At 73.6% G+C, this 15,057-nt stretch carries 12 protein-coding genes and 2 pseudogenes; 8 read left to right on the forward strand and 6 right to left on the reverse strand.

What is annotated here, in order from left to right; translation table 11 throughout:
• The 5 genes and pseudogenes from ACWCSD_RS11845 to ACWCSD_RS11865 all read left to right on the forward strand — a co-directional run.
• A pseudogene (locus ACWCSD_RS11845) lies at positions 1 to 2,871 on the forward strand (hypothetical protein); the annotation flags it as partial.
• Positions 2,872 to 2,917: 46 nt separating this feature from the next.
• Positions 2,918 to 3,442, forward strand: a complete 525-nt coding sequence (locus ACWCSD_RS11850) for a hypothetical protein (protein ID WP_397155703.1) — start codon at positions 2,918 to 2,920, stop codon at positions 3,440 to 3,442.
• Positions 3,435 to 3,986: a hypothetical protein gene (locus ACWCSD_RS11855; protein WP_397155701.1), complete on the forward strand. Its 552-nt coding sequence runs from the start codon at positions 3,435 to 3,437 to the stop codon at positions 3,984 to 3,986. Before ACWCSD_RS11850 ends, ACWCSD_RS11855 begins: the two co-directional genes overlap by 8 nt.
• Before the next feature lie 118 nt (positions 3,987 to 4,104).
• Positions 4,105 to 5,220: a family 2 encapsulin nanocompartment cargo protein terpene cyclase gene (locus ACWCSD_RS11860; protein ID WP_397155699.1), complete on the forward strand. Its 1,116-nt coding sequence runs from the start codon at positions 4,105 to 4,107 to the stop codon at positions 5,218 to 5,220.
• Positions 5,217 to 6,113, forward strand: coding sequence for a geranyl diphosphate 2-C-methyltransferase (locus tag ACWCSD_RS11865; RefSeq protein ID WP_397155697.1), 897 nt, complete (start codon positions 5,217 to 5,219; stop codon positions 6,111 to 6,113). Before ACWCSD_RS11860 ends, ACWCSD_RS11865 begins: the two co-directional genes overlap by 4 nt.
• On the opposite strand, the gene ACWCSD_RS11870 is transcribed toward ACWCSD_RS11865, so the two are convergent.
• The 4 genes and pseudogenes from ACWCSD_RS11870 to ACWCSD_RS11885 form a co-directional block, all read right to left on the reverse strand.
• Positions 6,114 to 6,917 carry an MBL fold metallo-hydrolase gene (locus ACWCSD_RS11870; protein ID WP_397155695.1) on the reverse strand — a complete coding sequence of 268 codons (804 nt, stop codon included), beginning with the start codon at positions 6,915 to 6,917 and terminating at the stop codon, positions 6,114 to 6,116.
• Positions 6,918 to 6,959: 42 nt separating this feature from the next.
• Positions 6,960 to 8,177, reverse strand: a pseudogene (locus ACWCSD_RS11875) (4-hydroxybenzoate 3-monooxygenase); the annotation flags it as partial.
• 42 nt (positions 8,178 to 8,219) lie between these two features.
• On the reverse strand, positions 8,220 to 9,401 hold the full coding sequence (locus tag ACWCSD_RS11880; RefSeq protein ID WP_397155693.1) for a cytochrome P450: 1,182 nt from the start codon (positions 9,399 to 9,401) through the stop codon (positions 8,220 to 8,222).
• A 13-nt stretch (positions 9,402 to 9,414) separates the two neighbouring features.
• Positions 9,415 to 10,872 carry an MFS transporter gene (locus ACWCSD_RS11885; protein ID WP_449914281.1) on the reverse strand — a complete coding sequence of 486 codons (1,458 nt, stop codon included), beginning with the start codon at positions 10,870 to 10,872 and terminating at the stop codon, positions 9,415 to 9,417.
• Positions 10,873 to 10,992: 120 nt separating this feature from the next.
• Between ACWCSD_RS11885 and ACWCSD_RS11890 the strand changes: the two genes are divergently transcribed.
• Both ACWCSD_RS11890 and ACWCSD_RS11895 read left to right on the forward strand, forming a co-directional pair.
• The gene (locus tag ACWCSD_RS11890; RefSeq protein ID WP_397155689.1) at positions 10,993 to 11,730 is read left to right on the forward strand and encodes a TetR/AcrR family transcriptional regulator; all 738 of its coding nucleotides are present in this window, start codon (positions 10,993 to 10,995) and stop codon (positions 11,728 to 11,730) included.
• Between the two features lie 37 nt (positions 11,731 to 11,767).
• Positions 11,768 to 12,127: an arsenate reductase family protein gene (locus tag ACWCSD_RS11895; RefSeq protein WP_352320574.1), complete on the forward strand. Its 360-nt coding sequence runs from the start codon at positions 11,768 to 11,770 to the stop codon at positions 12,125 to 12,127.
• A gap of 4 nt (positions 12,128 to 12,131) precedes the next feature.
• Here ACWCSD_RS11895 and ACWCSD_RS11900 read toward each other — a convergent pair whose 3' ends face one another.
• On the reverse strand, positions 12,132 to 12,986 hold the full coding sequence (locus tag ACWCSD_RS11900; protein WP_449914285.1) for an FRG domain-containing protein: 855 nt from the start codon (positions 12,984 to 12,986) through the stop codon (positions 12,132 to 12,134).
• Between the two features lie 87 nt (positions 12,987 to 13,073).
• Between ACWCSD_RS11900 and ACWCSD_RS11905 the strand changes: the two genes are divergently transcribed.
• A complete protein-coding gene (locus ACWCSD_RS11905; protein ID WP_358296361.1) occupies positions 13,074 to 14,132 on the forward strand; it encodes an aldo/keto reductase in 1,059 nt (352 codons plus the stop codon).
• On the opposite strand, the gene ACWCSD_RS11910 is transcribed toward ACWCSD_RS11905, so the two are convergent.
• The gene (locus ACWCSD_RS11910) at positions 14,129 to 15,001 is read right to left on the reverse strand and encodes a patatin-like phospholipase family protein (protein ID WP_358296358.1); all 873 of its coding nucleotides are present in this window, start codon (positions 14,999 to 15,001) and stop codon (positions 14,129 to 14,131) included. The genes ACWCSD_RS11905 and ACWCSD_RS11910 overlap by 4 nt on opposite strands.
• Positions 15,002 to 15,057: the final 56 nt, after the last annotated feature.

Raw genomic sequence — 15,057 nt, forward strand, 5'->3', positions numbered from 1 at the left:
CAGCACCCGCAGGCGCTGGCCCAGATCCCTCGAAGGGGCGATGAGGTCGCTTCTGTCAAGGACCAGGGCGTGACGGTCACCGCCCACGCCCGCCTGTCCGACCTGACCATCGTGGCCGGCCCGTACGACGGGGAGAAGGGCCAGGTCGACCGCCAGGCCGACGCCCAGAACGTGACCGTCTCCCGCGGGCGGACGACCCCGCTGGGCTGGGGCGTCAACGGGTCGGACAAGTCGACCGGCGTCAACGGCGGCGTCAAGGGCGGCGAGCAGACGTCCGAGAGCGTCAGCGACCACCACGGGGCGCGCCGCGAGCGCAGCATGTTCGAGAAGGGCAAGCTCTACACCGTACGTCTGCGGGTGGACTACGACCTCGACTTCCAGTACATGGCGCGGCTGCGCGACGGCAACGAGCACCCGGTCGGCGACCCCGTCCACCTGCCGTCCGCCTCGACCGGCGAGGTGGACGTGATCATGTTCGGGGAGGAGATCGAGGAGCTGCGCGAGCGCATGGCGGCGGGCGTACGGCTCGGGCCGCCGCGTCCCGGCGGCCCGCCGCCCGCGACGTTCACCTTCGTGCCCGCCTCCGAGAACCAGAACCCGATCCAGACCCTCCAGGAGGCCCGCGTGGCCGCCCGCGACCGCGGCGAGGTCGCCCGGGTGGCGGTCCGGGAGGCCGACGGCCTCCACCGCTACCGCGTCATGCCCGACGGCTCGCTGTACAGCGAGACCCTGGACGGCGGCTTCGCCGAGTCGATCGCCGGCCTCGCGCCCGACCTGCTGGATGCGGCCCGCGGCGTCGGCCTCGACCTGCGCGACGTCTTCATGAACCCGACCACGGCCGGCACCTTCACCGAGCAGGTCCAGACCGCGCTCGCCGCCCTCGACGCCCTTCCCGCGCCCGCCCCGCCGCCCGCCTGGCCCGCTCCCGCCACCGCCGAGCACACGAACCCGGTGGGCGGCAGCGTGGCGCAGGGCGTGACGCCGGCCGCCGGGATGCCGTCCCCCGCGATCGAGAACACGCCGTTCAGCAGGTCGTCGCGCCCCGAAGGGGTGCCCGACCTGAGCCTGGACGAGCTGCGCGGCCAGCCCCTGTCGGCCGTCGACCTCGGCGGCGCCGCCGCCCACGTGGGCTGGACCGGGGACGACGTCCTGACCGTCCAGCTGCCGGGCGTGCCCGACCAGCACGTCCGCGTGGAGGTCGGCGAGCCGGGCGAGGGCCTGAACGCGCTCACCGTGCCGCGCGCGGGCACGGCCGAGGATCCGCACCTGCTGCGGATCTGGGGACGCGTGCATCCCGACCTGGTGTCGTCGGTCCTGGTCCACGACCTCTCGCACGTCGTCCAGGCGGCGACCGCGGCGGCGGCCGGCATGCCGCAGGGCGTGCTCAGGACGTCGCCGCAGGGCGAGCAGGCCGAGGGCACCGACCTGTGCCTGCTCCCCCGCATGGACGAGCACGCCCACCTGTCCGACAAGTGGCACGCCACCACCGACCCGGCCCGGCGCGAGCGCCTGGCGGCGGCGATCGACGCCGTCGCCGAGGACATCCGCCGGCGCGGCCACACCCCGCCGGCCCCGCCGTGGGGCACCGGGCCCCGCGCGCCGGCCGCCCCCGAGCCGCAGAGCCGGATCGCCCGCCTGCTCAACGGCGGCTCGGCCACCGGCCTGGACACCTCGCCGCCGGGCCTGGGCAAACTGGCCGAGATCGCCGGCGTGCCGGCCATCACCCCGGGAGCCGCTCCCGTCAACGGCGCCGCCCCGCACGTGGGGCCGGCGGACACGTTCACGGTGACCACCCCCGGCGGCGAGTTCACGCTGACGCTGGCCGAGGCCGCACCCGGCGCGGCCGAGGTGACCGTCGAGTCGAGCGCTCCCGGCCACCTGACGCTGCGGGTGCCCGCCGACGCCGGCTCCAAGGCCACGACGGCCGTCGCCGAGCACGTCGCGGCCCACGCCGCCACGCTCGCGGGCGACCCCGCCACCGGCCGTCCGGCGCAGAACCGTCCCGCCGAGGGCGGGCGGCCCGGTCCGGCCGAGGCGGCGGCGCTGGCCCGGCTGCGCGGGCTGGCGCGGGCGGTCGCCGAGGCGGGCCCGATCCGCTCGCGCGCCGAACGGGCGGCGCTCCAGGAGGAGGCCCGGCGGCTGGGGCTGACCGGCGACCAGCGGGGCGCGCCGTCCAGGCTGGCGGAGCTGTCCCGCTCGGGCGACCTCACGCCCGCTGACGTCACGGCGATCCGCGGCCACGCGACGCTCCCCGAGACGGCCGCCGCCGGAGCCGTCGTACGGGCCGCCGCCGGCATGGGCGGGCGCGTCGTGATCCACGGCCCCGGCCTGCTCGACATCGTGCTGCCCGGCCGGGCGCCCATCACCGTCGAGGTCCGGCGGCCCGGGTCCGGCGAGCCCGACCCGGGCGTGCTGACCTACGACGTGGACCCGGCCCGCACGATCGGCGCGAACGAGCGGGCCGCCGCCGGGACGGCCGCCGCCGCCGTCGCCCGCGCGCTGGGCCTGCCGCCCGCCGACAGCCAGGAGCTGGCCGAGCTGCACGAGGCCGTGCGCCAGGTGCGTGCGGCCAACATCAGGCAGCGCCTGGGCCGCCTGGGCGTGCTGTTCGACCTGGTCACCGGGGCCCGCCCGGAGATCCTGCGGCTGCTTCCGCCGCAGGTGGCCAACGAGCTGGCCACCCTGGCGGACGGCCGCCGCCCTCGCGACTGGTCCGCGATCCTGGACCAGATCCGCGCGCTGGCGAACACGACCGGCTGGAACCCGCCCGAGGGCGAGTGCGTGTGCCCGGACGACGGCCCGTGCGTGTGCGGCCTCCGGCTGAACGACACCCCGCTGGTGACGCCGGACCCCGAGGCGGTGGCGGTGTGACAGGCGGGACGTCGGGCATGATGGGAACCCCGAGGAGAGGACGGCTATGGCTTTCGCGGTGGCGCGGACGAGGGACGAGGCGCATCTCTACCTCGACCTCAACCCCTGCGCCTGCGGGTCCACCGACACGACCTGGCGCAACGGGCTGATCGACGTCGAGGGCGAGCTGGTCAACCGCTACTTCGGCCCGTGCGAGGAGTGCGGCACGCCGCGCGAGTTCGTGTTCGGGCTGCCGGAGCGTCCGGTGCTGCCCGCCGGGTTCCCGACGTTCGGCGGCCCCGAGCCGTCGGAGCTGCTCGACGCGGGCGAGTGGTTGTGGGTGGCCGACCTGACGGCCAGCGACGTGCCGGTGGCCGACCGGGCCGAGGCCCTGCGCACGCTGAGGATCGCCGCCGCGGCGGTGGAGGAGGTCGTCAAGTTCGTGCCGGCGGGCGCGGACGCGGTGCCCGACGACGGGTTCTGGTCCGAACGCGGACAGGGGGTGCGCGCGGCCGAGCCCGGCAGGTTCCAGCTCGACCGGCTGCTGGTCGTCCGCGACACCTACCAGGCGCTGGCGGGTGAGTATGCCTGAGCAGGGTCTGGGGCGCTCGCTCGTCGAGGCGTACGTCTACATCGACCTGGTGGCCCACTCCGGCACGCCGGGCGCCTCGCGCGAGGCCACCGTCGACCAGGACGCCGAGAGCCTGCGGGTGCGGCTCGGCGACGTGGAGGTCGAGGTCCCCGTCGAGGCCGAGCGGGCGGCCAGGGAGACCGGCGCGACGTTCGGCACCGGCCTGTCGGAGCTGCTCGACCCCGGCCAGTGGGTGCTGATCGCCACCACGTACGCGAGCCGGGCCCTGGAGGAGGGCCTGTTCTACGCCGCCGGCCCGGCCTCCCCCGAGCGGTACGACGCCGTGGCGACCGGCTGGCGCTTCGCCGCCGACGCCCTGGCCGAGGCGCTGAAGTTCTTCCCGCCGGAGGCCGCCGAGCTGCCGCCCGACGCCTTCTGGAGCGACCTGGGCCAAGCCGTGCGCGAGACCGAGCCGCAGCGCCTGACCCGGGCGAAGCTGGAGGACGACCTGGCCTTCTACCGCAAGAACCTCGACGACTTCGAAAGCCTGCACACAAGGCCCTGACCGGCAGAGTGCGCCTCCCGGAGGGTAAGGCTCTCATTACCGATTGGCTACTCTACTTTTAGTAGCTGAATAACTACTTTCGGTAATGTCCTGCTCCTCCTCAGGGAAGAGGCGCGCCATGCCCCAGTACGCCGCGGTCCCGCGGCTCCCGACCGGCCCCACCGGCCTCGGAACCTCCGCGCTCCACCTTCCGGCCCCCGCTGCACCCCCCGCGCCCATCCCCGCGCCGCGGCAGCTCCCGGCGCCCGTTCCCTACGTCGAGCGGGAGTGGGGTGACGGCTCCTACCCGCCGCTCTACTGCCCCGAGACGGTCCGCGACGACCCGGCGCTCGGCGCGGAGGTCGACCGGCGGCTCGTGGCGTGGGCCGAGAAGGTGGGCCTGCACGCCGGGCGCATGGACGAGTTCGCCGCCACCGGGTTCGGCCGGCTGGCGATGCTCGCCCACCCCGACAGCGACGACCCCGACCTGCTGCTGATCGCGGCGCAGATGAACACCGCCTGGTGGGCGGCCGACGACTACTACGCCGACGAGACCGAGCTCGGCGCGAGCCCCACCGAGCTGCCGCCGCGCCTGGCGCTCGTCATGTCGGCCATGGACCCGCCCCCGCCCGCGGGTGTGTACACCGAGCAGCTCGAAGAGGCGATCGAGGCCGACCCCGTGCTGGTCGCCCTGCGCTCGGCCACCGGCCACCTGTCCCGCCACGGCACCCCGTCGCAGGTCATGCGGGCCTGCAACACCACCTTCCAGATGTACGTGAGCTGGACCGCCTACGCCGCCTGGCGCTACCTGGAGACCCCGCCGCCCGTCTGGCGCTACCTCGCGGCCCGGCAGCACGACAGCTTCTACACCTCCATGACCCTCATCGACGTCGTCGCCGCCTACGAGCTGCCCGCCAACCTGTTCTACGACCGGCGCTTCCACACCGCGCTCATGCAGGCCGGCACGGCCAGCGTCATCGTCAACGACCTCCACTCCGTCGCGCGGGAGGCGGCCGACGAGCTGCCCGACTCCAACGTCGTCCTGCTCATCGCGGGCGAGGAGAAGTGCTCCACGCGCGAGGCCACCGAACGCGCCGTCGCGCTGCACAACGACTTCGTCAAAGGCTTCGAGACCAGCCAGCGCGAGCTCGCCGCCGTTCCGTCCGTGGAACTGCAGCGATTCCTGCGCGGCGCCCAGGGCTGGATGGCCGGTTGCCTCGAATGGCACGGCAGCAGCAGCCGCTACCACTCATGACGACCGGCCGCCCCCGGCCGGAAAGGAGCTCTTCCCAGGTGACCGTCAACACCCAGTCCCCCGTCCTCACGAGCCACTACCAGCACTCCGTCGCCAGCTACTGGAACGCCGAGAAGAACCCGGTCAACCTGCGCCTGGGCGACGTCGACGGCCTGTACCACCACCACTACGGCATCGGCGAGGTGAACTGGACGGTACTCGACGGCCCCGAGGACACCCGCGAGGACCGCATCGTCAAGGAGCTCCACCGCCTGGAGACCGCCCAGGCCGACCTGCTGATCAGCCATCTCGGCCCGCTCGAACCCCACCACCGGGTGCTCGACGCCGGCTCCGGCCGCGGCGGCAGCAGCCTCCTGGTCAACATGCGGTACGGCTGCGAGGTCGACGGCGTGTCCATCTCCGAGTCGCAGGTCGCCTTCGCCAACGACCAGGCCAAGAAGCGCGGCGTCGACGACAAGGTGCGCTTCCACTTCCGCAACATGCTGGAGACCGGCTTCGAGACTGGATCGTTCCAGGCCAGCTGGAACAACGAGAGCACCATGTACGTCGAGCTGTCCCTGCTGTTCGCCGAGCACGCCCGGCTGCTGCGCCGGGGCGGCCGGTACGTCTGCGTCACCGGCTGCTACAACGACGCCTACGGCCTGCCGTCCCGGGCGGTCAGCCAGATCAACGCCCACTACATCTGCGACATCCACCCCCGCAGCACGTACTTCGAGCAGATGGCGGCCAACCGGCTGGTCCCGGTCAGCGTCGTCGACCTGACGGCGGCCACGATCCCGTACTGGGAGCTGCGTGCCCGCACCCACCTGGCCACGGGCATCGAGCAGTCCTTCCTCGACGCCTACAAGAACGGCAGCTTCCAGTACCTGCTCATCGCGGCCGACCGCGTCTGATCAACCGGCCACCGCGGCGGCCAGCTCCCACGGGTCGTGGGCCGAGAAGACGCTCACCTGGTCGCCGTGGTCCCGAACCAGCTCCCGCAGCCGGGCCTGGGTGCCGAGCCGCAGGTCGTGATGGACCTCCGAGCGGGTCTGCACGACGTCCATCAGCGGGTGCGGATGCGGGTCCGGCTGCAGCTCGCGGTGGTAGTAGTAGGCGTCGCCGCAGTGCAGCAGCCAGCGGTCCCCCTCACGGACGGCGACGCCGGTGTGCCCGGCGGTGTGCCCGCCGAGGGGGACCAGCCTGATGTCCTCGGGCAGCCCGTCGGGCTTGATCGAGGCGAAGCCGAACCAGTCGTCGTTCGCCTCCGGGGTGTAGGTCACCCAGTCGGGGCCGTGCGCCCAGTGGGCCGGGCGGTAGCGGTAGCTCGGGGCCTCGGCCAGCGCCGCCTCCAGCTCGGCGGCCAGCAGGTGCACCCGCGCGCCGGGGAAGTCGGGCAGCCCGCCGCAGTGGTCGACGTCGAGGTGGGTGACGATGACGTGGCGCACGTCGTCCGGGCGGTAGCCGAGCCGGGCGACCTGGCGTACGGCGGTCTCCTCCTCCTCCAGCGCGGGCTCGGCCATGGCCACCCAGTCGGCGCCCAGCGTGCCGGCCGGGTCGCGCACATCGCCGAGCCCGAGGCCCGTCTCGACCAGCACGAGCCCGTCGGCCGGGGTCTCCACCAGCAGGCAGTGGTTCACGGCGGGGACGGCGGGCGGGCCGTCGTAGGTGGCTTCGATCGTCCGTACGGATCCGCAGTTCAGGTGATGAATCCTCATGGGGACGATCGTCGTACTTGAACCGCGGTTCAAGTCAACTCGTCAGCCGCCCGCCATCATGTCGCCGAAGGCGCGGGCCGCCGGGCCCGAGGTGAACAGCCGGTCGAGCCGCGCCCTGGCCAGCCGGCGGCGGAACGGCCCGGCCAGCGTCTCGTCGCCGGCCTCGTGGGTCATCTCCGTCATCCAGCGGGAGAACTCCTGGTGCTGCCACACCCGTTCCAGGCAGGTGGCGGAGTAGGCGGCCAGCGGCTCCTCGTCGCCCTCGCGCAGGGCGGCGCGCAGCGCGCGGGCCAGCACGTCGGCGTCGGCGACCGCCAGATTCATGCCCTTGCCGCCCATGGGCGTGATGATGTGGGCCGCGTCGCCCACCAGGAAGAGCCGGCCGTAGCGCATCGGGTCGACGACGTGGCTGCGCATCTCGACGAACGCCTTCTCCCCGATCGGGCCGTCCGGCAGGCCGTCGTCGGCCAGGCGCAGCCGCAACTGGGCCCAGATCCGCTCGTCCGGCCAGTCGGCGGCGGTGGCGTCGGGGGTGCACTGGAGGTAGAAGCGGCTGGCCCGCGGGCCGCGCGGGAAGTGGGCGGCGAACCCGTGGGCCGTGATCGCCATGAGCGGGTAGCCCGGTGGCGGGACGTCGGCGAGCACCGTCAGCCAGCCGATGCCGTAGTCGTGGGAGTAGGTGGTGAGGGCGTGCGCGGGCACGCCGGCCCGGCTGACGCCGTGGTGGCCGTCGCAGCCGGCGACGTAGGAGCAGGCGATCTCGTGCGTGACGCCGTCGGCGTCGCGGTAGGCGACCGTCGGCGCGGCCCCCCCGACGCCGCGCGGGGTCACCTCGGCCGCCTCGAACCGCAGGTCGCCGCCGGATTCGAGGAGGCGGGCCAGCAGCCTGCCGACGAGCACCTGCTGCGGCACGAGCCGGCCCGTCCGGCCCTCGGTGATCGCGGCGACGTCGAGGAAGCGCCGCTCGCCGTCGACGCGGAACTCGAACCTGGTCTCCTGCGGCATGCCCGCCAGGACGGTGTCGGCCAGGCCCCACTCCTCGAAGACGCGGGCGCCGTGGTGGTCGAGGATGCCCGCGCGCTGGCGCTGCTCGACGTACGGGCGGCTCTGCCGTTCGAGCACCACGCACTCGACGCCGGCCTGGCGGAGCAGGCTCGCCAGGGTCAGCCCGGCCGGACCGGCTCCGACGACGACGACCTCGGTGCGCTCTCGCCTGCTGGTCTCCCCGGACATGGCGGTCCTTTCGCCTCGGTGACGCGCAGTGGTACCCGGCCAGGATGATCACGATGATAGTCCGTGCGGTCACCACCGCACCGGGAGACTGAGCACCCCGTGGATGTCGGTGCCGGCGCGCACCGGCACCTCCTCGGGCGCGACGGCCAGGCGCAGGCCGGGGAAGCGGGTGACCAGCGCGGGAAGGGCCGTGCGCAGCTCCACCCGGGCGAGCTGCTGGCCGAGACACTGATGGATGCCGTGGCCGAAGGACAGGTGGCCGGTCGCGTCGCGGCGCAGGTCGAGGCGGTCGGGGTCGGCGTACCTGCGGGGGTCGCGGTTGGCGGCCGAGAGGGACACGACGACCGACTCGCCCGCCCTGATCAGCCGGCCGGCCAGCTCGACGTCCTCCAGCGCGGCCCGGACGCCGGTGTGGGCGATGGTGAGGTGGCGCAGCAGCTCCTCCACGGCTTGGGCCGCCCGCTCCGGCTCCGCCCGCAGCACGTCGAGCTGGGCAGGGTCGCTGAGCAGCGCGTACGTGCCGAGCGCGAGCATGTTGGCGGTCGTGTCGAGCCCGGCGGCCAGCAGGAAGGTGCCGACGCCGGCCAGCTCCTCGTCGGTGAGGTCGGTGGCGGTCAGGTCGCCGAGCAGGTCGTCGGCGGGCCGGTCGCGCTTGGCCTCGATCAGGCCGTCCATGTACCGCTGGAGCTCGGCGTAGGCGGCCAGCTGTTCCTGCTCGTCGGTGTCCACCCCGGCCAGTGCGGCGGCGTGGTGCTGGAAGGCGTCGCGGTCGGCGTACGGGACGCCCAGCAGCTCGCAGATCATCAGCGCGGGGATGGGCTGGGCGAAGACGCGTACCAGGTCGGCGGGCGGGCCGAGGCGTTCCATGGCGTCCAGGTGGTCGGCGGTGATCTGCCGCACGCGTTCGGTCAGCAGGTTCATCCTGCGGACGGTGAACCTGCCGGTGAGCAGCCTGCGGTAGCGGGTGTGCTCGGGCGCGTCGAGGCCGGTGAGGTCGCCGGGCGGGGCGGCCGGCAGCGGGCCGATCGCGGCCGTCGGGTGGTGCAGGAACTCGTAGCGCGAGCTGAACCGCCGGTCCGCCAGCACCGCCCTGACCTCGGCGTGGCCGGTCACCAGCCAGCCGCGGTGGCCGTCGGGGAAGTCCAGCGGGGTGACGGGCGCCTGCTCGCGCAGCTCCGCCAGGCCCGCGGGCGGGTCGAAGGGGCAGCCCGCGGGGCGGGTGACCGGAAGCGTGACGGGGGCGTCGTTCATGGGGGTCTTCCTTTCAGTGGGTCGCGGTGAGGGACGGTTCCTGCGCCGGCTTGCGTTCGCCGCGCATCACGACCAGCGCCAGGACGGCGGCGGCGACCACCCCTGCCGCGCTGATCGCGAAGGCGGCCGACATGGCCGAGGTGAACGCCTCGCGGGCCACCTGGGCCAGACCGGCGTCGCCGAGGGCGAGCGCGTCGCCGATCGAGCGCCGGGCCGCCTCGGGCGCGCCCGCCGGCATCCCCCGGGTGTAGGCCCCGGCCAGGACGCTGCCGAGGACGGCCACGCCGAGCGCCGCGCCGGCCTGCTGGATGGTGTCGTTGAGCGCCGAGCCGACGCCGGCGTGCTCGGGCGGGATGGTGCCCATCAGCGCGGCGATGGCCGCGGGCATCGCCAGGCCGCCGCCCGCGCCCATCACGAACAGGGCCGTGCCGGTGAGCAGGATGCCGCTGCCGGAGGAGACCATGGCGAGCAGCCCGAACCCGGCGGCGCAGACGACCAGCCCGGTGACGATCATCGGACGGTTGCCGAGCCGGGCGCCGAGGCTCGCGCCCAGGCCGTTGAAGAGCAGCGAGGCGACCGCCATCGGCAGGAACGCCAGCCCGGCCGCGGTGGGCGTGTAGCCGAGCACGTACTGCAGGTACTGGGTGAGCACGAGCAGCAGCCCGCCGTTGCCGATCTGGACGAGGGTCAGGGAGAAGCTGCCGCCGCTGAACGTGCGGTCGCGGAACAGGGCGAGCGGGACCATCGGGTGCGGCGTGCGCAGCTCCCAGATCACGAAGCCGGCCAGGGAGAGCACGGTGAGAGCCAGGGCCGGCCAGGACACGCCGTGCGGCAGCTCGATGATCGTCCACACCAGGGCGGACATGCCGGTCGCCGACAGGATCACGCCCAGCGGGTCGGGCTTGGTCCAGGGGCCCTTCGACTCGGGCATGAGCAGCAGGGAGGCGACGATGGCGAGCAGCGCGACCGGCACGTTGATCAGGAACACCGCGCCCCACCAGAACCAGGCGATCAGCGCGCCGCCCAGGACCGGGCCGCCGATCATGCCGATCATGGCCACCGCGCTCCAGACGGCCATCGCCTTGCGGCGCTCGGCCTCGTCGAACACGGTGATCAGGATCGACAACGTGCTCGGCATGATCAGCGCGCCGCCGACGCCCATCGCGGCGCGGGCCGCCACGAGCTGCGCCGGATCGGCGGCGTAGGCGGCCAGCAGGGACGCGGCGCCGAAGAGGGCCAGGCCGATGATCATCACCCGGCGCCGGCCGTAGCGGTCGGACAGGCTGCCGGCGGTCAGCAGCAGGCCGGCGAAGACCAGGATGTAGGAGTCGAGGATCCATTGCAGGTCCTGGGCGTCGGCGCCCAGGTCGGCCGCCAGGGGCGGGACCGCCACCGTCAGCACCATGTTGTCCACGACCAGCACCAATGTGCTGAGGCACAACACCACCAGGATCCACCAGCGGCGGTTCATTGGGTTTCTCCCCTTCGACTTGCGTACGTCGCTCTCGGAATGCGCACACTGTACGCACACGAAAGAGATGTACGCAAGCAGGTGTTCGCGGATGCGTACACTGTGCGCTAGGCTCGGGTCATGCCAGCATCGCAGCCGCCCGTCCCGTCGGTCTGGGTCCGTCAGCGCCGGCAGCGGGAGCGGCCCGCGCTCAGCCTCGACCGGATCGTGTCCGAGGCCGTCCAGCTGCTCGACGAGGAGGGGCTGGAGGCGCTGAGCATGCGCAGCCTCGGCACCCGGCTCGACGCGGGCGCGACCTCCCTCTACCGCCACGTCGCCAACAAGGACGAGCTGATCGAGCTGGTCGTCGACGAGGTCTACGGCGAGCTGCGGGTGCCGTCCGTGGAGGAGGCGGGCGGCTGGCGTGACGGGCTCGCCGTGTCCGCCCACAGCCTGCGGGCGGTGATCCTGCGCCACCCGTGGATGGCGTCCGTGCTCGGCCAGGTCGGGCTCACCAGCCTGGGGCCCAACGTGATGCGGCGCTCGGAGGAGCTGCTGGCGCTGGCGCACTCGGCCGGGTTCGTCCCCGGCGAGGCCGACCGGGCGGTCAACACCGTGCTGGCGTACGTGATCGGCGTGACCATCGCCGAGGCGGCGTACCTGTCGACGCTGGCCCGCAGCGGCCGTACCGAGCAGGAGTGGATCGACGCCGTGCGGCCGACCGCCGAGCAGGCGTTCGAGGACCACCCGTGGATGCGGGCGGAGTACGCGGCCAAGGGGTTCGACGACCCCGAGCGCGTCCGGGAGGAGGACTTCCGCTACGGCCTCGACCGGGTGCTCGACGGCCTGCAGGCCCGGCTCGACTCATCGGCCGGCTGACCCGCGCCGGGCGCCCCGGCGTGAGAGCCTCGGCGTCATGGAAATCTGGATCAACCCCGACTGCTCCAAGTGCCGTTCGGCCCTGTCGATCCTCGACGCCGAATCGGCCGACTACAAGGTCCGCCGCTACCTGGAGGACCCGCCGTCGCCGGACGAGCTGCGCGCCGTCCTGGCCCGGCTCGGGCTGGAGCCGTGGGACATCACCCGTACGGGCGAGCCGGTCGCGGCCGAGCTGGGCCTCGACGCCTGGCCGCGTGACCCGGACGCCCGCGAGCGCTGGATCGCCGCGCTGTCCGCGCACCCGATCCTGATCCAGCGGCCGATCATCACCGCCGACGACGGGCGCGCCGTGATCGGCCGCACCGAGGACGCCGTGCGCGGCACGCTGCCCGGGTGAGCGGTCAGTCGTTCATGCGGCCCTCCTGCTGGCCAAGGCGCTCGGGGCCGGACATGCTGGAGCCGCCGGCCGGGACGTCGACGCTGCCCGGGGAGTAGTAGCGGCGCAGCCACTCGGCCAGCCCGTCGAGGCCGGGCAGCAGCACCCGCTCGGTGACCCCGGCCTGGTCGAGCCGCCGCCGGATCTCGACCTTGACCCCGGCCGGGATCGACCAGCCCCGCCACAGCCCGGGATGCTCGGCCAGCCAGTCGTCGAGCTGGTACCTCGCCCCCGACATCGCCGACAACACCGACGACTGGTTGACCATGCGCTCGTCCAGCGACGGCGGCTCGAAGAAGGCGACGAACGGGCGGTCGCGGCCGAGCGCGTCGAAGCCGGCCAGACCGGCGGCGCGTTCGGCGAGCATCTCGGTGCTGAACAGCAGCGCGCCCTCGCCGTCGAGCACCTCGCGCAGCGGCTCGGGCAGCAGGCGGTGCGCGCCCGCGCAGTCGACGGCCAGCAGCACGGCGTCGTCCCCGGGCCAGGACGCCGTGGCGAAGTGCAGCGCGACCAGCGGGGAGAACGTCCAGTCCAGGAGGCGGGTGGGCAGGCCGTGGTGCTGGCCGAGGGCCAGCCAGTCCCAGACGGAAGGGCCAGGGGCGGCTCTGTGAGCGTATTTCCTAAAATTTCGTATCAAGTGGGTTTCTAGGGTGGCGTAGTCGCCCGCCAGCCGCGCCAGGCTGTGCACGTGCGAGTACGTGCTCTTCGCCAGGCCGCGGAAGACCAGCGTCGAGTGCGCCTGGGCCGGGCCTCCGGCGTGGCCGGCCGCGCTGATCGCGTCGTCCAGCTCGCGCCAGGACGACACCGTCACCATCCCCATCCGCCTCCGGTGCCCCTGGACGCCACTGTCACACCTGCCGCCGAGCCCTTGAGGTGGAGTGGACTCCAGGTCCTAGAGTCGCGGACTATGACAATGCGCTACCGCGTACTCGGCGGCACCGGCATCGAGGTGAGCGTCCACTGCCTTGGGGCGATGATGTTCGGCGCCGTCGGCAACCCCGACCACGACGACTGCGCCCGCATCATCCACGCCGCGCTCGACCAGGGCGTCAACTTCGTGGACACGGCGGACATGTACTCCGCGGGCGAGTCCGAGGAGATCGTCGGCAAGGCGCTGAAGGGCCGCCGCGACGACGTCGTGCTGGCCACCAAGGTGCACTTCCGGATGGGCGAGGGCCCGAACCGGTCCGGGAACTCGCGCTTGTGGATCATGAAGGAGGTCGAGCAGAGCCTCCGGCGGCTCGGCACCGACTGGATCGACCTCTACCAGATCCACCGGCCCGACCACACGACCGACATCGAGGAGACGTTGTCGGCGCTGACCGACCTCGTGCGGCAGGGCAAGATCCGCGCGTTCGGCTGCTCGACGTTCCCGGCGGCGGAGATCGTCGAGGCTCACCAGGTGTCGGAGCGGCGGGCGCTGCACCGGTTCAGGACCGAGCAGCCGCCGTACTCGCTGTTCGCCCGCGGCATCGAGAAGGACCTGCTGCCCGTCTGCCGCCGGTACGGCATGGGCGTCCTGACCTGGAGCCCGCTCGCGTCGGGCTTCCTGAGCGGCCGCTACCGCAAGAACGGCGACATCGACCTGACCACCGGCCGGGCCGCGCTGACCCCCCACCGCTTCGACCCGTCGATCCCGGAGAACGCCGCCAAGCTCGACGCCGTCGAGCAGCTGGTCGAGCTCGCGGACGACCTCGGCTGCACGCTCCCCCAGCTCGCCGTGGCCTTCGCCGCCGCGCACCCGGCGGTCACCTCGGTGATCACCGGGCCGCGCACGATGGCGCAGCTCGACGACCTGCTGAAGGGCGCCGCGCTCACCCTCGACGACGCCGCGCTCGACCGGATCGACGAGATCGTCCCGCCGGGCCGTGACATGTACCAGCCGGACGGCGCGTGGCGTCCCGCGTCACTGACCGACCCGGCGCTGCGCCGCCGCCCGCTCGCCGAGCGCGCTGCGGCCGGCTAGATCCACAGGCTGTGGACGACGGCGGCCACCCGCCGGCCCTGCTCGCGGCCGGCGTGGGCCGCCGGTGACCGTACGGCGGGGTCGAGCGGGTTGGCGCCCATGGCCGCGACGGCCCCCTCGTCCGGGCTGACGACCTCGACCGCGGAGCCCTCCTTGCGCAGCAGGGCCACCTCCTGTTCGAGCGACGTCCAGGGGGAGGCGGGGGCGCCGGGCGGCTGGGGCGAGACCACCAGCACCCGTTCGAAGCCCGCCGCCAGGTCGGCGTTGTCGCTGGACCGCACGCCGCCGTCGACGTAGCGGCGGCCCTCGATGGTGACCGGCGGCCAGACCCCGGGCACGGCGCAACTGGCCGTCACCGCGTCCACCAGGCCCACCCCGGACGCCCGGTCGAACAGGCGGGTCTCGCCGGTCGCCGCGTCGAGCGCGACCAGCACGAGCGGGCGCTCCGGCCAGTCGGTCTCGGGCAGCCGCGAGGCCACCGCCGCACGCCGTTCCGGCTCGCCGACCGTGGGGGCCTCCAGCGCCCAGGCGCCGATGCGCCGGTGCAGCTCGTCCCGGTCGTGGGCGCCGGTCAGGATGCCCTGGAGGGCGGCCGCGAAGGAGGCCGCGTCGAACACCGCGGGGATCTCCCTGGCCTGCAGCGCGGGATCGACCTGTCGCTGGAACAGCTCCTCGACGGTCAGCCGGCTGCGGGCCTGGGCGCCGACCGCCGAGCCGGCCGAGGTGCCCACGATCAGGTCGGCGTCCCGTACGTCCACGCCCTCGTCGGCCAGCCCGGCCAGCACGCCGGTCGCCCAGGCGATGCCGGCCACGCCGCCGCCCCCGAGCACCAGGGCCCGGCGGCGGTCAGAAGCTTCAATTCGGTCCATGAGCATCATCATTCCTCTATAAGGAACAAAGCGCGCGTTTCATGCGGGCCGTCCGT

This window comes from Nonomuraea sp. NPDC001684, from assembly GCF_053596515.1.